The 18240-nt window shown below is 71.2% G+C and carries 13 protein-coding genes and 1 pseudogene; 11 read left to right on the top strand and 3 right to left on the bottom strand.

All coding sequences use genetic code 11. The features are described 5' to 3' along the window. The 11 genes and pseudogenes from G3I78_RS11290 to G3I78_RS11240 all read left to right on the top strand — a co-directional run. Positions 1-143: pseudogene (locus G3I78_RS11290) on the top strand (sugar phosphate isomerase/epimerase); the annotation flags it as partial. 81 nt (positions 144-224) lie between these two features. Beyond that, a complete protein-coding gene (locus G3I78_RS11285) occupies positions 225-2735 on the top strand; it encodes a PQQ-dependent sugar dehydrogenase (RefSeq protein WP_164423026.1) in 2511 nt (836 codons plus the stop codon). Between the two features lie 14 nt (positions 2736-2749). Further along, positions 2750-4135 carry a ThuA domain-containing protein gene (locus G3I78_RS11280; protein WP_164423024.1) on the top strand — a complete coding sequence of 462 codons (1386 nt, stop codon included), beginning with the start codon at positions 2750-2752 and terminating at the stop codon, positions 4133-4135. Positions 4136-4277: 142 nt separating this feature from the next. Then, positions 4278-5555, top strand: a complete 1278-nt coding sequence (locus tag G3I78_RS11275) for an inositol-3-phosphate synthase (RefSeq protein WP_164423022.1) — start codon at positions 4278-4280, stop codon at positions 5553-5555. Beyond that, on the top strand, positions 5552-6841 hold the full coding sequence (locus G3I78_RS11270; RefSeq protein WP_343243717.1) for an SCO3242 family prenyltransferase: 1290 nt from the start codon (positions 5552-5554) through the stop codon (positions 6839-6841). Before G3I78_RS11275 ends, G3I78_RS11270 begins: the two co-directional genes overlap by 4 nt. After that, the gene (locus G3I78_RS11265; RefSeq protein ID WP_164423020.1) at positions 6838-7842 is read left to right on the top strand and encodes a sugar phosphate isomerase/epimerase family protein; all 1005 of its coding nucleotides are present in this window, start codon (positions 6838-6840) and stop codon (positions 7840-7842) included. Before G3I78_RS11270 ends, G3I78_RS11265 begins: the two co-directional genes overlap by 4 nt. Further along, a complete protein-coding gene (locus G3I78_RS11260; RefSeq protein WP_164423018.1) occupies positions 7839-8582 on the top strand; it encodes an EboA domain-containing protein in 744 nt (247 codons plus the stop codon). Before G3I78_RS11265 ends, G3I78_RS11260 begins: the two co-directional genes overlap by 4 nt. After that, on the top strand, positions 8582-9442 hold the full coding sequence (locus tag G3I78_RS11255) for a TatD family hydrolase (protein WP_164423016.1): 861 nt from the start codon (positions 8582-8584) through the stop codon (positions 9440-9442). Before G3I78_RS11260 ends, G3I78_RS11255 begins: the two co-directional genes overlap by 1 nt. 3 nt (positions 9443-9445) lie before the next feature. Further along, complete coding sequence (eboE, locus tag G3I78_RS11250) at positions 9446-10615, top strand: metabolite traffic protein EboE (RefSeq protein WP_164423014.1); 1170 nt, start codon at positions 9446-9448, stop codon at positions 10613-10615. Next, positions 10612-12009, top strand: coding sequence for a nucleotide pyrophosphatase/phosphodiesterase family protein (locus tag G3I78_RS11245; protein ID WP_164423012.1), 1398 nt, complete (start codon positions 10612-10614; stop codon positions 12007-12009). Before eboE ends, G3I78_RS11245 begins: the two co-directional genes overlap by 4 nt. Before the next feature lie 60 nt (positions 12010-12069). After that, positions 12070-13098 (top strand): sugar phosphate isomerase/epimerase, encoded by a 1029-nt coding sequence (locus G3I78_RS11240; RefSeq protein ID WP_164423009.1) that lies wholly within the window; start codon positions 12070-12072, stop codon positions 13096-13098. Between the two features lie 84 nt (positions 13099-13182). Here G3I78_RS11240 and G3I78_RS11235 read toward each other — a convergent pair whose 3' ends face one another. The 3 genes from G3I78_RS11235 to G3I78_RS11225 form a co-directional block, all read right to left on the bottom strand. Beyond that, positions 13183-14580: an OFA family MFS transporter gene (locus tag G3I78_RS11235; RefSeq protein WP_164423007.1), complete on the bottom strand. Its 1398-nt coding sequence runs from the start codon at positions 14578-14580 to the stop codon at positions 13183-13185. A gap of 1 nt (position 14581) precedes the next feature. Beyond that, a complete protein-coding gene (locus G3I78_RS11230) occupies positions 14582-15970 on the bottom strand; it encodes an OFA family MFS transporter (RefSeq protein WP_164423005.1) in 1389 nt (462 codons plus the stop codon). 121 nt (positions 15971-16091) lie between these two features. Beyond that, positions 16092-18236, bottom strand: coding sequence for an acetate--CoA ligase family protein (locus G3I78_RS11225; RefSeq protein ID WP_164423121.1), 2145 nt, complete (start codon positions 18234-18236; stop codon positions 16092-16094). Positions 18237-18240: the final 4 nt, after the last annotated feature.

Below are 18240 nucleotides of genomic sequence, written 5' to 3'. Positions count from 1 at the left end.
TCGACTACCGGGGCCCGGTCTCGGTGGAGTGGGAGGACGCCGGCATGGACCGCCTCCAGGGCGCGCCCGAGGCGTTGAAGAGCCTGAAGAAGTACGACTTCGAGCCACCGACGGCCTCCTTCGACGCGGCCTTCGGCAACTGAGCCTCATCCGTCTCTCCGGGATGACGGCGCATCCCGGCGTACGCACCCGCCCGTACAACCGGCCCCATTCTGGAGGCATCCGTGCACGGGAAAACCAGCACCACCAGATCCGAGAGCCACAGAACACGCCTCACCTTCCGCAAGACCCTCGCCCTGTTCAGCGGCGCGCTGCTGGCCGGAACGACCCTGACGCTCACCGCTCCCCAGGCCGGCGCAGCCGTCGCCGGCGAGGGAGCCGCCCCCGCCCCCGCCTCCGCCGTCGCTGAGGACTTCCAGCAGGTCACCCTCGCCAAGGGCGAACCCGAGGTCGGCGAGCCCATGTCGCTCGCCGTCCTCCCGGACCGTTCGGTCCTGCACACCTCGCGCGACGGCGAACTGCGCATCACCGACGCGGCCGGGAACACCCGCCTCGCGGGCAAGCTCGACGTCTACTCCCACGACGAAGAGGGCCTCCAAGGCGTCGGCGTGGACCCGCAGTTCACGGCGAACCGCTTCATCTACCTGTACTACGCACCCCCGTTGAACACCCCGGCGGGCGACGCCCCCGAGACCGGCACCGCGGCCGACTTCGCGCCCTTCGACGGCGTCAACCGGCTCTCCCGCTTCGTCCTGAACACCGACGGCACCCTCGACGCGGCCAGCGAGACGAAGGTCATCGACATCCCGGCGACCCGCGGCATCTGCTGCCACGTCGGCGGCGACATCGACTTCGACGCGGCCGGCAACCTGTACCTGTCGACCGGCGACGACTCCAACCCCTTCCAGTCCGACGGCTTCACGCCCATCGACGAACGCGCCGACCGCAACCCGGCCTTCGACGCCCAGCGCACCGCCGGCAACACCAACGACCTGCGCGGCAAGATCCTGCGCATCAAGGTCAATGCCGACGGCTCGTACACCGTCCCCGACGGCAACCTCTTCGCGCCCGGCACGGACAGGACCCGGCCCGAGATCTACGCCATGGGCTTCCGCAACCCGTTCCGCTTCAGCGTCGACAAGGCCACCGGGATCGTCTACGTCGGCGACTACGGCCCCGACGCGGGCGCCGCCGACCCGGCCCGAGGCCCCGCAGGGCAGGTCGAGTTCGCCCGCGTGACAGGACCCGGCAACTTCGGCTGGCCGTACTGCACCGGCGACAACGATGCCTACGTCGACTACGACTTCGCGACCGGCACCTCGGGCGCCTCCTTCGACTGCGCCGCTCCGAAGAACAACTCCCCGCACAACACCGGCCTCACCGACCTGCCCCCGGTGCAGGCCGCCTGGGTCCCCTACGACGGCGGCTCCGTACCGGAGTTCGGCACCGGCTCCGAGTCCCCGATGGGCGGCCCGGTCTACCACTACGACGCCTCGCTCGACTCGCCCGTGAAGTTCCCCGAGGCCTACGACGGCGACTTCTTCGCCGGGGAGTTCGGCCGCCGCTGGATCAAGCGGATCAGCAGCGACGCCGACGGCACGGTCCAGTCGATCAACGACGTGCCGTGGACCGGCACCCAGGTGATGGACATGGCCTTCGGCCCGGACGGCGCGCTGTACGTCCTCGACTACGGCCTCTCCTGGTTCGGCGGCGACGAGAACTCGGCCCTGTACCGCATCGAGAACGCCACCGACGGCCACTCGCCGGTCGCACAGGCGGCGGCCGACCGTACCTCCGGGCAGAAGCCGCTGAAGGTGAGGTTCTCCTCCGCGGGCACCAGCGACCAGGACGGCGACGCCCTCACCTACAGCTGGGACTTCGGCGACGGAGGCAAGTCCACGGCGGCGAACCCGACGTACAAGTACAAGAAGAACGGCACCTACACCGCGACCCTGACCGCGAAGGACCCCTCGGGCCGCACCGGCGGCGCGAGCGTGCAGATCGTGGTCGGCAACACCGCGCCGAAGGTGACCCTCGAACTCCCGCGTGAAGGGCAGCTGTTCAGCTTCGGTGACGCGATCCCGTTCAAGGTCCGGGTGAGCGACCCCGAGGACGGCCGGCCCATCGACTGCGCCAAGGTCAAGGTCACCTTCGTCCTCGGCCACGACAGCCACGGCCACCCGGTGACCTCCGCCAACGGCTGCACCGGCACCCTCCGGACCAGCGCCGACGGCGGCCACGACGAGGACGCCAACATCTTCGGCGTGATGGACGCCGAGTACACCGACAACGGTGGCGGCGGCCAGGCCGCGCTGACCACCCACGACCAGGGCGTCCTCCAGCCCAGGCACCGCCAGGCCGAGCACTTCGGCACCAGCTCGGGCGTCTCCGTCATCGACAAGGCCGCGGCACACGGCGGCAGGACGGTCGGCGACATCAACAACGGCGACTGGATCGCCTTCACGCCGTACGTGCTGAGCAACGCCGAGTCGGTGTCCGCACGGGTGTCGTCCGGTGGGACCGGCGGCACGCTCGAGGTCCGTGCGGGGTCCTCGACGGGCACCCTGCTCGGCAAGGCGACCGTCCCGGTGACCGGCGGCTGGGAGACCTTCCAGGACGTCACCGCCACCCTGTCCCGCGCCCCCAAGGGCACCACCACGCTCTACCTCGTCTTCAAGGGGAGCGGCACCGGGGCGCTGTTCGACGTGGACGACTTCACCTTCACGACCGGCTGAGAGGAGAGACTCGTATGCGCACAACTGGACGATGGACGACTGCCGTTGTGGGAGCCGCGCTGCTCCTCGGCTGTGTGTCCCAACCCGCCGTGTCGCACCCCTCGGACACCGAACGGGTGCTGGTCTTCTCCAAGACGGCAGGCTTCCGGCACGACTCGATCCCCGAAGGGGTGGCGGCCGTAAGGGAGTTGGGCGAGAGCGCCGGCTTCACGGTCGACGCCACGGAGGACGCCGCCGCGTTCACGGCACGCAACCTGCGCCGCTACGACGCCGTCGTCTTCCTGTCGACCACGGGAGACGTCCTCGACCCCGCCCAACAGCGCGCGTTCGAGGGCTACATCCGGGGCGGCGGCGGATACGTCGGCGTCCACGCGGCGGCCGACACCGAGTACGACTGGGCGTTCTACGGCGGCCTCGCCGGCGCCTACTTCCAGTCGCACCCGGCGATCCAGCCGGCCGACGTGGTGGTCGAGGACGGCGCCCACCCGGCCACCGCCGGGCTGCCGGGCATCTGGAACCGGACCGACGAGTGGTACAACTACCGCTCCAACCCCCGGGACCGGGTGCACGTCCTGGCCTCCCTCGACGAGTCGTCGTACACCGGCGGCACGATGAACGGCGACCACCCGATCGCCTGGTGCCAGGAGTACCGGGGCGGCCGGGCCTTCTACACCGGCTTCGGCCACACCAAGGAGTCGTACGCCGATCCGGCGTTCCGGGGACACCTGCTGGGCGGCCTCCGGTACGCGATCGGCGACGTGCGGGCCGACTGCCGCCCGGAGAACGGCTATCGGCAGCTGTTCGACGGCACGGCCGGGTCGCTGGCCGACTGGAAGCAGGCGGGCCCGGGCTCCTTCACCCTGTCCGACGACGGCACGCTCACGTCGTCGGGCGGCATGGGGATGCTCTGGTACGCCGGTTCCGGCCAGGGCTTCGGGTCGTACTCCCTGAAGCTCGACTGGAGGATGGCGGGCGCCTCGGGGGACGACAACTCCGGTGTGTTCGTGGGCTTCCCGCCCTCGGACGACCCGTGGTCCGCCGTGGACAACGGCTACGAGATCCAGATCGACGCCACCGACGTACCGGAGAAGACGACCGGCTCCGTCTACGGCTTCCGCTCCGCCGACCTGAAGAAGCGCGACCGTGCGCTGAACCCGCCGGGGGAGTGGAACACGTACGAGATCCGCGTGGAGGGCGAACACCTGCGGGTCTTTCTCAACGGCGTGAGGATCAACGATTTCACCAACACCGATCCGGCCCGGAGCCTGCGTGACGGGCAGGTCGGCATCCAGAACCACGGAGCCGACGACCAGGTGTCCTTCCGTGACATCCGGATCAAGGAACTGCCCGGCAAGCCCGGCAAGCCCGGCCCGTCCGGCCAGCCCGCCAAGGGCGACTGAGCGGCGGTGGGCGGGGGACGCCGGACCCCCGCCCACCGTCTTCTTCCCCCTGGTCACCGGGGGGTTCACGTACCGCGCGCGTTCTGCGTTCTGCGTTCGGTGTTCGACGTCCGGCATTCAACGTTCGACAGGGAGGCTGCCCATGCCCGCTTCCGTTTCCGTACCGCGAGTCGGCGTCTGGCTGATCGGGGCCCGCGGTTCCGTCGCCACGACGGTCGTCGCGGGCTGTGCCGCCGTCACCGCGGGCCTGCAACCGCCGACCGGCCTGATCACCGAGACCCCGCCCTTCGCCGACAGCGGCCTGCCCGCCCTGTCCTCCCTGGTCTTCGGCGGCCACGACACCGTGGACTGCCCCCTGCCCAAACGCGCGGAGGCCCTGGCGGCGGGCGGCGTCCTGCCGCACGGCCTGCCGGCCGCCGTCGCCGCCGAACTCACCGCCACGGAACGGGAGATCAGGCCCGGCGGCCCCCTCCCCGGCGACACCCGCACCGAGGACGAGCTGATCACCGCGTTCGCCGCGGACATACGGTCCTTCGTACGACGGTGCCGGCTGGCCCGTGCGGTCGTGGTGAACGTGGCCTCCACCGAGCCCGCGCCCACCGGCGACGCCCTGCCCCCGAGTTCCCTGTACGCGGCGGCGGCCCTCCGCGCGGGCTGCGCCTACGTGAACTTCACGCCCTCGACCGGCCTGCACCACCCTGCCCTCGCCGGACAGGCCGAGTCGGCGGGCCTCCCCTACGCGGGCCGCGACGGCAAGACCGGCCAGACCCTGCTCCGGTCCGTCCTCGGTCCCATGTTCACCCAACGCGCCCTCTCCGTCCGGGCCTGGTCCGGCACGAACCTCCTGGGCGGCGGCGACGGAGCGGCCCTCGCCAACCCGGCGGCGGCCGCCGCCAAGAACGCGGGCAAGGAACGCGTCCTGGCCGACACCCTCGGCACGACCCCGGAGGGCGAGGTCCACATCGACGACGTCCCCGCGCTCGGCGACTGGAAGACCGCCTGGGACCACATCGCCTTCGACGGCTTCCTCGGCACGCGGATGGTCCTCCAGACCACGTGGCAGGGCTGCGACTCCGCACTGGCCGCGCCGCTGATCCTCGACCTGGCCCGTCTGACCGCGCGAGCCGCGGAACGGGGGCTGTCCGGGCCGTTGAGCGCGCTGGGCTTCTATTTCAAGGATCCGGTGGGGGAGGGGGCTTCGGGGCTGGGGGAGCAGTACGGGGAGTTGGTGGGGTTCGGGGGGCGGTTGCGGGGAGGGGGGAGCGGGGGTGCTGGTTCGCTGGGGTCGGGTGAGGGGGACGGAGGTGCCGGGGATGTCGGCGGTAGCGGTGCTGCCAGTGCCAGTGCCAGTGCCAGTGCCAGTGCCAGTGCCGTTGCCTCTGCCGCTGCTTCTGCGGTTCGTTCGGGGGAGCAGTGGTGAGGGCGAGCAGAGCGGCCGCGCTGAACGGTTCCGCCGAGGCCGCCGCCGGCAAGGCGATGGCGAGCCCCATCGAGTCCCCGGCCCGCATGGCTTCCCCGGCTCCCCTGGCTCCCCCGGCTTCAGAAGAGCCACTGAGCCGTAGGCACAGCACTCACCCCAGCCGACCCCGCGCCTGGGCCGAACTCCTGCGCCTGCCCGCCCTGTTCACCGTCCCCGGCGACGCCCTCGCCGGAGCCGCCGCGGTCTCCGCCCGCCCCACGCCCCGCACCCTCCTCGCCATCGCCTCCTCCCTCTGCCTCTACGAAGCCGGCATGGCCCTCAACGACTGGGCCGACCGCGATGTGGACGCCGTGGAACGCCCCCACCGCCCCCTGCCCTCCGGCCGCGTCCACCCCGCAGCGGCCTTCACCGCGGCCTGCGCCTTCACCGGAGCGGGCCTCACCCTGGCGGCCTGCGCGGGCCGCCCCGCCCTCACCGTCGCGGTGCCCCTCGCGACCACGATCTGGGCGTACGACCTGGCCCTGAAGAACACTCCGGCGGGCCCGTTGGCGATGGCGACGGCACGGGGGCTGGACCTGTTGCTGGGCGCGGCGGCGGCAACGGGAGCGGGTAGCGCGGGGCGCGGGACGCTCGGGTCGGTCAGCGGGTCGGCGGCAGCCGCAGCAGCCGAGAGACGAGCCCCGGCACCTGGGCTCAGCACCGACCTGCGCGGCGCCGTCCCACTCGTGCGCTCCGGCGCCGGTCTCGGCCTCAGCCGGGCGCTGCCTTCACCCCGCCTTCGCGATGCCGACCAGCTCCCACGCCTCGACATCCGCCGAGCCCTCCCCTCCGCCGCCCTCCTCGGCCTCCACACCCTCGCCGTCACGACGGTGTCCCGCAGAGAAACCCAGGGCGGCTCCCACCTCGCCCCCTGCGCGGCCCTCGCAGCGACGGCCGTGCTGACCCACCTCCTGACCCGGCAACGCCCGCCCACAGCGGACGCGACGGACGGCAGCCGAGGGGGTACCGGATCGCACCGCCCCGCGAACCAGGCAACCGCAACCCTGCGCCTCGCCCTGGCCACCGCCTACGCGACCACCACCGCCCGCCCCTACCTCCACGCCGCCCTCAACCCCTCACCCCCACTCACCCAACAAGCCGTCACCGCCGGGATCCGAGCCACGATCCCCCTCCAGGCCGCCCTCACCACCCGCTCGGCCACGAGGACCGACGCGGCCACCGCCCTGCTCACCACCGCATTCGCCCCTCTGGCCCGCCGTTTCGCGAGGAAGGTGAGCGTCACATGACCGACCCCCTCTCCCAGGGACGACCCACACCGACCTCCCAGGGACGGCCCACACCGACCCCCGGCGCCGACACGACCGCGGCCGTGACGTCACCGCGGCACAGCCCCGTCCCCGCCCCCGGCACCGACACAACCACCCCCCACCACCTCAACTTCGGCTACGGCACCAACGGCCTCGCGGACCTCCGCCTCGACGACGCCCTGGCCGTCCTCGCCGACCTCGGCTACGACGGCGTAGGCCTGACCCTCGACCACATGCACCTGGACCCCCTCGCCCCGGACCTGCCCACCCGCACCCGCCGCCTCGCACAGCGGCTGGACGCGCTCGGCCTGGCCGTGACGATCGAGACGGGCGCCCGCTACGTCCTCGACCCGCGCCGCAAGCACGGTCCCTCCCTGTTGGACCCCGACCCGGACGACCGCGCCCGCCGCGTGGACCTGCTGATCCGGGCCGTCCGGATCGCCGCCGACGACGGCGCCCACGCCGTGCACTGCTTCAGCGGTATCACCCCGCCCGGCACGGACCCGGACACCGCGTGGAAACGCCTGGCCGAGACGCTCGCCCCCGTCCTGGACGCCGCCACCACCGCCGGCATCCCGCTCGCAGTCGAGCCCGAACCGGGCCACCTCCTCGCCACCCTCGCCGACTTCCACCACCTCCGTGACGCCCTCGGCGACCCGCCCTGTCTCGGCCTCACCCTGGACATCGGCCACTGCCAGTGCCTGGAACCGCTCTCCCCGGCCGACTGCGTCCGCGCCGCGGGCCCCTGGCTGCGCCACGTCCAGATCGAGGACATGCGGCGGGGCGTCCACGAACACCTCCCCTTCGGTGACGGCGACATCGACTTCCCGCCGGTCCTCGCGGCCCTGGCCGACACCGGCTACCAGGGCCTGACCGTCGTCGAACTGCCCCGCCACTCCCACGCGGGCCCCCACCACGCCGAACTCTCCCTCCCGTTCCTCCGACAGGCAGTGGCGCTCTCACAAGGAAGCACCCCATGACCCACTCACCGGCCCACCAGGCGACCACCGCAGCGGACCCCCAGGGCACCACCCTCGCCCGGACCCCGCTGGACGACCTGCGCGCCCACCTCGACGCGCGCCTCACCGGAGCCGCCCGCGCCTGGCTCGACCAGGCCCTCGCCGAGGCCGCCACCCACCCCGGCACACACGGCCCCATCTCCGTGTGGGAACTGCGCCTCGCCGAGGCCGGACGCCGCTGCGGACCCGAACACGCCGACGCCGCCCGCGTGTTGATCCTGCACGCGGCCCACGCCGACCCCGACGCCCTCACCCGGGTCTACACCCAGGGCACCGCCGCCGAACGCCGAGCCGTCCTGCACGCCCTGCCCCACCTGGTGCCGGGCCCGGACGCCCTCCCGCTGGTCGAGGACGCCCTGCGCACCAACGACACCCGGCTCCTCGCGGCCGCCGTCGGCCCCTACGCCGCCCGCCACCTCACCGCCCACCACTGGCGCCACGCCGTCCTGAAGTGCCTGTTCACCGGCGTGTCCGTCGCCGAGGTGGCCGACCTGGACCGGCGGGCCCACGCGGACACCGAACTGGCCCGCATGCTCGCCGACTACGCCGCCGAACGCACCGCCGCAGGCCGTCCCGTGCCCCCGGATCTGCGCCGCGTCCTGACCCTGACCGACCCCACGGCCACCCCGCCCGCACCGGCCGCCGACCACGGCCCGAACGTCCCCGGCAGCGCGGACGGCACCCACGGCAAGGAGTCCTGATGCGTCTCTTCGACCCCCACATCCACATGACGTCCCGGACCACCGACGACTACCAGGCGATGCACACCGCCGGAGTGCGTGCCGTGGTCGAACCGGCCTTCTGGCTGGGCCAGCCCCGCACCTCGCCCGCCTCCTTCCTCGACTACTTCGACTCCCTGCTGGGCTGGGAGCCCTTCCGCGCCGCCCAGTACGGCATCGCCCACCACTGCACGCTCGCCCTCAACCCCAAGGAGGCGAACGACCCGCGCTGCACACCCGTCCTCGACGAACTGCCCCGCTATCTCGTCAAGGACCAGGTTGTCGCCGTCGGCGAGATCGGCTACGACTCCATGACCCCGGCCGAGGACACCGCCCTCGCCGCCCAGCTCCAGCTCGCCGCCGACCACGGGCTGCCCGCCCTCGTCCACACCCCGCACCGCGACAAGCTCGCCGGCCTGCGCCGCACCCTCGACGCCGTCCACGAGTCCGCCCTGCCCGCGGACCGGGTGCTGGTCGACCACCTCAACGAGACCACCGTCAAGGAGGCCAAGGACAGCGGCTGCTGGCTCGGCTTCTCCGTCTATCCCGACACCAAGATGGACGAGGAACGGATGGTCGCGATCCTGCGCGCCTACGGCCCCGAGCAGGTCCTGGTCAACTCCGCCGCCGACTGGGGCCGCAGCGACCCCCTCAAGACCCGCAGGGTCGCCGACCTGATGCTGGCCGAGGGCTTCACCGAGGACGACGTCGACCGGGTGCTGTGGCGCAACCCCGTCGCCTTCTACGGACTCAGCGGGCGCCTGAACCTCGACGTCACCCCGACCGACGTCACCCACGAGGGCAACTCCATCCTCCGCGGCGCCCCGAAGACGGAGGCCTGAACCATGCGCTTCCGCCACCCCGACGGCACCACCGTCCACCTCGCCTACTGCACCAACGTGCACCCGGCCGAGACCCTCGACGGTGTCCTCGCCCAGCTCCGCGACCACTGTGAACCCGTCCGCCGCCGCCTCGGCCGCGACCGCCTCGGCATCGGCCTGTGGCTCGCCCGCGACGCCGCCCACGCCCTGGTCAGCGACCCCTCCGCGCTGCGCGACCTGCGCACCGAACTCGACCGCCGGGGCCTGGAGGTCGTCACCCTCAACGGCTTCCCCTACGAGGGCTTCGGCGCCGAAGAGGTCAAGTACCGCGTGTACAAGCCGGACTGGGCCGATCCCGAACGCCTCGACCACACCACCGCCCTCGCCCGCGTCCTCACCGGGCTCCTGCCCGACGACGTCACCGAGGGCAGCATCTCCACCCTGCCGCTGGCCTGGCGCACCGCCTATGACGACGCGAGCGCCGACAAGGCCCGCACGGCCCTGCTCACCCTCGCCGAACGCCTCGACGCCCTCCACGAACTCACCGGCCGCTCCGTCCGCGTCGGCCTTGAGCCCGAACCCGGCTGTGTCGTCGAGACCACCTCCGACGCCCTCGCCCCGCTGACCGCGATCGCCCACGACCGCATCGGCATCTGCGTCGACACCTGCCACCTCGCCACCTCCTTCGAAGACCCGCACACCGCCCTGGACGCCCTCACCGAAGCCCGCGTCCCCGTCGTCAAGTCCCAGCTCTCAGCCGCTCTGCACGCCGAACACCCCCACCTCCCCGAGGTCCGCGACGCACTCGCCGCCTTCGACGAACCCCGCTTCCTGCACCAGACCCGCACCCGCACCGCCGCAGGGCTCCGCGGCACCGACGCCCTCGGCCCCGCCCTCGCCGGCGACACCCTGCCCGACGCGGCCCCCTGGCGCGCCCACTTCCACGTCCCCCTGCACGCGGCCCCCGCCGCACCCCTCACCTCCACCCTTCCCGTCCTCAAGGCCGCCCTGACCCGGCTGGTCGGCGGCCCGCACCCCCTCACCCGCCACCTGGAGGTCGAGACCTACACCTGGCAGGCCCTCCCTCCCGAACTGCGCCCCCGCGGCCGCACCCAGCTCGCCGACGGCATCGCCGCCGAACTGACCCTCGCCCGCGACCTGTTGACGGACCTCGGCCTCAAGGAGCTGCCATGATCCCTCAGCCCTCCGACCCGGGCCCCACCCCGCTCCTCGTCCTGGACGTCGTCGGTCTCACCCCCCGTCTCCTGCACCACATGCCCCACCTCAAGTCCCTCGCCCAGTCCGGCTCCCAGGCCCCGCTCGGCACCGTCCTGCCCGCCGTCACCTGCGCCGCCCAGTCCACCTTCCTCACCGGCACCCACCCCTCAGAGCACGGCATCGTCGGCAACGGCTGGTACTTCCGCGAGCTCGGCGACGTACTCCTGTGGCGTCAGCACAACGGCCTGGTCGCAGGCGACAAGCTCTGGGACGCCGCCCGCCGCGCCCACCCCGGCTACACCGTCGCCAACATCTGCTGGTGGTACGCCATGGGCGCCGACACCGACTTCACCGTCACCCCCCGTCCCGTCTACTACGCCGACGGCCGCAAGGAACCCGACTGCTACACCCGGCCCCCGGCCCTGCACGACGAACTCACCGACAGACTCGGCACCTTCCCCCTCTTCCACTTCTGGGGACCCGGCGCGGACCTGGTCTCCAGCCGCTGGATCATCGACGCGACCCGCCACATCATGGGCACCCGCCACCCAGACCTGACGCTCTGCTACCTCCCTCATCTCGACTACGACCTGCAACGCTTCGGCCCCGACGACCCCCGCTCCCTCCAGGCGGCGGCCGACCTGGACAAGGCGCTGGCCCCGCTCCTGCGCGACGCCCGCGCGGAAGGCCGTACCGTCGTCGCGCTGTCCGAGTACGGCATCACCCGCGCCGACCGCCCCGTGGACATCAACCGCGCCCTGCGCCGCGCCGGGCTGCTGGAGGTGCACACCCAGGACGGCATGGAGTACCTGGACCCGATGGCCTCCCGCGCCTTCGCGGTCGCCGACCACCAGATCGCCCATGTCTATGTGCGTCGCCCCGAGGACCTGGACGCCACCCGCGCGGCGCTCGCCGACCTGCCCGGCATCGAGCAACTCCTCGACGACGAGGGCAAGAAGGCCCACCACCTCGACCATCCGCGCTCCGGCGAACTCGTCGCCGTGGCGGAGCCGGACGCCTGGTTCACGTACTACTACTGGCTCGACGACGACCGCGCGCCCGACTTCGCGCAGCTGGTCGAGATCCACCGCAAACCCGGCTACGACCCGGTCGAACTGTTCATGGATCCGCTCGACCCCTACGTCAAGGTCAAGGCGGCCACCGCGCTGGCCCGCAAGAAACTCGGCCTGCGCTATCGCATGGCGGTCGTGCCCCTCGACCCGTCACCTATTCGCGGCAGCCACGGCCGCCTTCCGGCGAGCGACGACGACGGTCCGCTCCTCATCTGCTCCACCCCCCGCGCTGTCGGAGACCGCGTCGCGGCCACCGACGTGAAAGCACTGCTGCTCCGACTGGCCGGTCTTTCCTGACTGGTTCCCAGTGAAGCACTCACCACTGACAACGGCCCGAGATCACGAGGAGTTCCAGCTATGAGCCGCATGTCCCAGCCCGACCCCGAACTCACCCACCGGCTCAGCAGACGCGGCATGCTCGGCGTGGCGGCGGGCGCCACCGCCGAGGGCCTGCTGGGCGCCGCCGCCCCGGCGACGGCCGCCCCCGCGACCGGCCACGGCCGCGGCCGTCCCGTCCTTCCCCCCGGCCGCCTCGGCATCCAGCTCTACAGCCTCCGTGACAAGGTCTCCACCCTCGGCTTCGCCCCCGTCTTCGCCGAGCTGGAGAAGTACGGCTACGACGAGGTCGAGTTCGCCGGCTACACCCAGGGTTCGGCCGGTCCGATCACCCTCGCCCAGCTCAAGCGGCTGGCGCGCGACCACGGCCTCAACCCGATAGGCAGCCACGTCGGTTACTACGCCGGCGACCCGAACGCCTACACCTTCGCCCAGAACCTCACCAAGGTCCTCGACGACGCCCAGGCCCTCGGCCTCAAGCACATCGGCACCGCGTCGGGGCCGTTCCGCTACGGCTCCACCGTCGACGCGTGGAAGCGCGCCGCCGAGGAGTTCAACACCTACGGTGCGGCGGCCAGGGCACGCGGCATGAAGTTCTACCAGCACAACCACTCCGACGAGTTCGCCTTCGCCGAGGACAACCCCAAGGTCCGGCTCTACGACGTCCTGCTCGCCGAGACCGACCCCGACCTGGTGTTCCTGGAGATGGACATCTTCTGGGCGTACGCGGGCCAGTTCCGCTTCTCCAGGCGGCCCGACGGCACGCCCGCGCCCTTCGACCCGCTGCGCTACGTGCTCAGGCAGCCCGACCGCTACCCGCTCTTCCACGTCAAGGACGGTGTCAGCGACCCCGGGAACGAGTTCGGCTACCGCATGGTCGACGTCGGCGACGGCGACATCGACTACCAGCGGTTCATCTCTGCCGTCACCCGGCTCAAGGGCGAGCGGCTCGCCCACCACTGGCAGGTGGAGCACGACCAGCCCACCGAGTCCTTCACCTTCGCCCGCCGTTCGAGCGCGTACCTGCACTCGCTGAAGGAGAAGTGCTGACGGCAGGCAGGCGCACGTGAGGAGGCCCTCTCCGATGCCGGGAGCGAACCGGACCGGGGAGGGCCTCCTCACATGCGAGCGGGTTCAGCTCGCGGGCTGCGGCTCGGTCACCCCCGCGGGATGCCCGGGCCGGCGCAGCAGCAGCGCGATCGCCGCCGCCACCATCGAGACGCCGCCCGCGAGGGCGTACGCCCCGTCGTAGCCCCAGGACGCGACCACCATGGAGCCGAGGCCGCCCCCGAACAGGCCGCTGACCAGCTTGCCGCTGTACACCAGCCCGTAGTTGGAGGCGTTGTAGTTCTCCCCGAAGTAGTCCGGGGTCAGCGCCGCGAACAGCGGGTAGAACGCGCCGCCGCCGAAGCCGGAGAGGAACGCGAAGAACAGGAACAGCCACTCGCTCTTCACGTCACCGGCCCAGATCACGCCGAACTGGGCGAGACCCAGGACGACGATGACGAACACCAGGGTGGACTTGCGGCCCCACTTGTCGGACAGCCAGCCCACGACCCCGCGGCCGATGCCGTTGATGACCGCCATGACGCCCATGGACGAGGCCGCGACGAGCGGTCCGAAGCCGACGTCCTTGGCGTAGTCCACCTGGAAGGAGATCCCGAAGATCGACACCCCGGCGGTCAGGACGATCGACAGCCACATCAGCGGCAGCATGCCGGTCCTGATGGCCTCCTTCGGCGTGAACTGCCGTACCGCCGGAGGGTTCTTGGCGAGGCTCGCCGCGTTCTTCCCGCTGCCGGAGAAGGTCAGCGGATCGACCTCCGAGGGCCACCAGTTCTTCGGCGGGTCCTTGAAGAAGAACGCGCACCCGAAGACCACGATCACGATGTAGCAGCCGATGAGGTCGAGGACCCGGTGGTAGTTCGCGGTGTCGAAGCCGTAGTTGAAGATGAAGATGAACGGCAGCGACCCGTACGCGAAGCCGCCGTTGACGAACCCCGTCCGGGCGCCCCGGCGTTCGGGGAACCACTTGCCGACCATGTTGATGCAGGTCGCGTAGACCAGGCCGGCGCCGAGGCCGCCGACGACGCCGAATCCGAGGATCGCCAGCCATACGTTGCCCAGGTGGGACAGGGCGAGGAACCCGGCGAGGCACATGACCGAGCCGGCGTACATCGCCGTACGGGCGGTCAGGACGCCCTTCTCGCGCAGCCAGCCCGCCGGGAAGGCGACGCCGGCCTGGAAGAACACCCAGACGCTGAGGATCCAGAAGGTGTTGCTCTGCGTCCAGCCGTGGGCGTGGGACAGGGTGTCCTCCGCCGAGCCGTACGCGTATTCGAAGACGCTGATGGCCATCATGGCGATCCACGGGAGATACACCATGAGCTTGCGGGAGTGACCGAGGATGTCGCGATCGGTCTCGCCGATGCGGTAGACGCGGCCGTGCGCGTCGGTCGCCTCGCGGTAGGGACGGTGTGCGGCGTCGGATTGTGTGGACGAGCTGCTTGCTGCGTACGGATCTGCCGTCATCTCAGACCATGTCCTCGCCGAGCGGTTGCGGGTTGGGGGCGATACGGCGCGTTTCCTTGTCGCGTCCCGGTGGGCTCAGGAAGAGCGCCACGCAGCCGGCGAAGAGCGAGATGGAGCCGGCCAGGACGAAGGCACCGGAGTGCCCCCAGGCGCCGACGACCACGGCGCCCATGCCCGCTCCCAGACCGGAGACGAGCTTGGCGCTGTAGACCATGCCGTAGTTGGACGCGTTGTTGTTCTCGCCGAAGTAGTCGGCGGTGAGCGCCGCGAACATCGGGAAGATGGCGCCGCCGCCGAATCCGGAGATCGCGGAGAAGACCAGGAACATCGTCAGGTTCTTGCTCTCGGCCGCCCAGAGGATGCCGTACTGGGCGAGCCCCAGGATGAGGCAGACGAAGAGCAGGCACCGCTTGCGGCCGTAGAGGTCGGAGAGCCAGCCGATGACCCCGCGGCCGGTGCCGTTGACGACCGCCTTCAGGGACATGGCCGTGGCCACGATCCCGCCCGCGAAACCGGCTTCCTCACCGATGTCCACCTGGAAGGCGATGCCGAAGATGTTCACTCCGGACGTGCAAGCGAGACAGAACCACATCAGGGCCACCCGGCCCGTCTTCCACGCCTCCTTGGGGGAGTACTGGCGGACCGCCGGCGGGTTCATGCGCAGCGAACGGGCCGCGCGCGGGTCGGCGGGCGGGTTGAGCGGGTCGATCGCGGCGGGCCACCAGTTCTTCGGCGGGTCCTTGAAGAAGATGCCGGAGCACGCGACGATCCCGGCCAGGAACACACCCGCCGAGACCAGCACCCAGCGGAAGTTGGTCAGGTCCATGTAGCCGTTGAAGAGGAAGACGAAGGGCACCGAGCCGTAGGCGAAACCGCCGTTGACGAACCCGGTCTTGCCGCCCTTGCGCTCCGGATACCACTTGCCCACCATGTTGACGCAGGTCGCGTACACCATGCCCGCGCCCATACCGCTGAACATGCTGAAGCCGATGTAGGCGAAGACGACATGCGGTGCGAACGCCAGCGACAGATAGCCGAGCAGGGTGCCGGCCGCGCCGCACATCATCGCCCAGCGGGCCGGCAGCTTTCCGCTCTCACGCAACTTGCCCGCGGGGAAGGCCACCGCGGCCTGGAAGAAGACCCAGACGGTCATCATCCAGAAGATGTGCATGCTGTTCCAGTGATGCGCCGTGTGCAGGGTGTCCTCGGCGGACGCGAACGCGTACTCGGCGGAGGAGATGCCCATCATGCCGATCCAGGGCAGGATCACCATCCACTTGCGTTTGCGCCCCATGATGTCGATGTCGGACTCGCCGACGCGATAGACGCGTCCGTTCCGGTCGGTCACCTCCCGGTAGGCGGCGACCTGTGAAACGTCGGTAGTGGTCACGTTGTCTGCACCCCTTGCGTCGAAAGTTCTGGCCAGCGCCCCCTGTCCAATGCCTTTCGTGTGCGCACGGGTCCCGGGGTCGGCCGACGCGCACCGTCGGCCGACCCCGTGCTCACTCACCTCATGAACCGCCCCCCAACAGCCCCGCCGCGCGCGCCCAGCGGTACTTCGCGCCGAGCACGGCCACCGGCTCCTCAGTCGTGTACGGGTACGCCACGACCCCTCGCTCGTACAGGTACTGGCAGGCCTCCTCGACCTCGACGTCCCCCGCGAGCGACGCGACGACGGGCTTCTTTATGCCGCGCTCCCGGAACTCGGCCACCACGCGCGCGGTGAGCTCCGCGAAGACCATCGGGGGAGTGACGATCGTGTGCCAGTAGCCGAGGACCAGCGCGTGGATGCGCGGGTCCTCCATGCCGAGCCGGATCGTCGCCTCGTACGTCGACGGCGGCTCGCCCCCGGTGATGTCCACCGGGTTGCCCGCGGCCCCGAAGGGCGGGATGAACTTCCGGAAGGCCTCGTCCAGGTCCGCCGGTATCTCCATCAGCGACAGGCCGTTGTCGGTCACCGCGTCCGAGAGCAGCACACCGCTGCCGCCGGCCCCGGTGATGATCACGATGTTGTCGCCCTGGGGAGCGGGAAGCACCGGCAACGCGCGCGCGTACTCCAGCATCTCGTTCAGCCCGGGAGCCCGGATGACCCCGGCCTGCTTCAGGATGTCGTCGTACACGGCGTCGTCGCCCGCGAGAGCCCCCGTGTGCGAACCGGCCGCCTTGGCACCGGCGGCCGTACGCCCCGCCTTGAGGACGACGACAGGCTTCTTCGGTACGGTCGCCCGCGCGGCCTCGACGAAGGCCCGCCCGTCCTTGAGGTCCTCCAGGTGCATCGCGATGCACTCGGTGTGCGGGTCCTCGCCGAACCAGGACAGCAGGTCGTCCTCGTCGAGGTCCGACTTGTTGCCCAGGCCCACGATCGCCGACACGCCCGTCTTCGTGGTTCGCGCGAAGCCCAGGATGGCCATCCCGATGCCGCCGGACTGCGAGGTCAGCGCCACGCCGCCCTTGACGTCGTACGGCGTGCAGAACGTGGCGCACAGGTCCTGCCACGTCGAGTAGTAGCCGTAGATGTTCGGTCCGAGCAGCCGGACGCCGTGCCGTTCGGCGATGGCGACGATCTCCTCCTGGAGTTCGTGCTCGCCGGTCTCCGCGAACCCGGAGGGGATCAGCACGGCGTTGGGGATGTTCTTGCGCCCCACCTCCTCCAGGGCCGAGGCCACGAACTTGGCGGGGATCGCGAAGATCGCCACATCCACCTCACCGGGAACGTCCGTGACACTCTTGTACGCCTTGCGGCCCAGAATGTCATCGGCCCTGGGGTTCACCGGATGGATCTCCCCGGCGAAGCCGCCGTCGACGAGGTTGCGCATCACCGAGTTGCCGATCTTGCCCTGCTCGTTGGAGGCGCCGATCACGGCGACCGAGGAGGGCTGCATCAGCCGGCGCATCGAGGTGAGGATCTCCTCGCGCGAGTAGCGGCGGCGCTCCTTCACGGGCGCGTCCGACAGGATGACGCGGATGTCGGCGGCGACCGCGCCCTCCGGGGTCGCGATCACCGGGTTGAGGTCCACCTCCGCGATGTCCGGGAAGTCCGCGACCAGTTGGGACACCCGCCGGATCTGCTCGGCGATCGCCCACCGGTCCACGGCCGCCTGGCCGCGCACCCCGCGCAGGATCTCCGCCGCGCGGATCGAGTCCAGCATGGACAGCGCCTCGTCCGCGTCGACCGGCGCCAGCCGGAACGTGACGTCCTTGAGGACCTCGACGAGCACCCCGCCGAGCCCGAACGCCACGACCTTCCCGAACGTCGGATCGGTCACCGCGCCGACGATGACCTCCTGCCCCTTGGGAAGCAGTTCCTGCACCTGTACGCCCTCGATACGCGCTTGCGCGCTGTACGCGCGCGCGTTGTCGACGATCTCGTGGAACGCGGCCCGTACGTCCGCCGCGCCCTCGACGCCGACGATCACTCCGCCGGCGTCGGTCTTGTGCAGGATGTCCGGGGAGACGATCTTCATCACCACGGGCCCGCCGAAGCGTGCCGCGTACGCCACGGCCTCCTCGACGTCGGTCGCCAGCTCCTCGCCCGGTACGGCGATCCCGTACGCGTCGGCGATCACCTTGCCCTCGGGCGCGGTCAGCGCGGTGCGTCCCCCGGCCCGCACGGAGTCGAGGAGCGCACGCACCCTCAGCACCCGGTCTTCCGCCATCACG

The sequence above is a fragment of the Streptomyces sp. SID13726 genome (assembly GCF_010548375.1).
Classification (GTDB): domain Bacteria; phylum Actinomycetota; class Actinomycetes; order Streptomycetales; family Streptomycetaceae; genus Streptomyces.
This window is presented reverse-complemented; position numbering and strand designations above follow the sequence as displayed.

What these genes read in the sequence shown, in the direction of transcription:
- G3I78_RS11280 (WP_164423024.1), top strand. Translation starts at nt 2,750, where the DNA reads ATGCGCACAACTGGACGATGGACGACTGCCGTTGTGGGAGCCGCGCTG.
- G3I78_RS11275 (WP_164423022.1), top strand. Translation starts at nt 4,278, where the DNA reads ATGCCCGCTTCCGTTTCCGTACCGCGAGTCGGCGTCTGGCTGATCGGG.
- G3I78_RS11265 (WP_164423020.1), top strand. Translation starts at nt 6,838, where the DNA reads ATGACCGACCCCCTCTCCCAGGGACGACCCACACCGACCTCCCAGGGA.
- G3I78_RS11260 (WP_164423018.1), top strand. Translation starts at nt 7,839, where the DNA reads ATGACCCACTCACCGGCCCACCAGGCGACCACCGCAGCGGACCCCCAG.
- G3I78_RS11255 (WP_164423016.1), top strand. Translation starts at nt 8,582, where the DNA reads ATGCGTCTCTTCGACCCCCACATCCACATGACGTCCCGGACCACCGAC.
- eboE (WP_164423014.1), top strand. Translation starts at nt 9,446, where the DNA reads ATGCGCTTCCGCCACCCCGACGGCACCACCGTCCACCTCGCCTACTGC.
- G3I78_RS11245 (WP_164423012.1), top strand. Translation starts at nt 10,612, where the DNA reads ATGATCCCTCAGCCCTCCGACCCGGGCCCCACCCCGCTCCTCGTCCTG.
- G3I78_RS11240 (WP_164423009.1), top strand. Translation starts at nt 12,070, where the DNA reads ATGAGCCGCATGTCCCAGCCCGACCCCGAACTCACCCACCGGCTCAGC.
- G3I78_RS11235 (WP_164423007.1), bottom strand. Translation starts at nt 14,580, where the DNA reads ATGACGGCAGATCCGTACGCAGCAAGCAGCTCGTCCACACAATCCGAC.
- G3I78_RS11225 (WP_164423121.1), bottom strand. Translation starts at nt 18,236, where the DNA reads ATGGCGGAAGACCGGGTGCTGAGGGTGCGTGCGCTCCTCGACTCCGTG.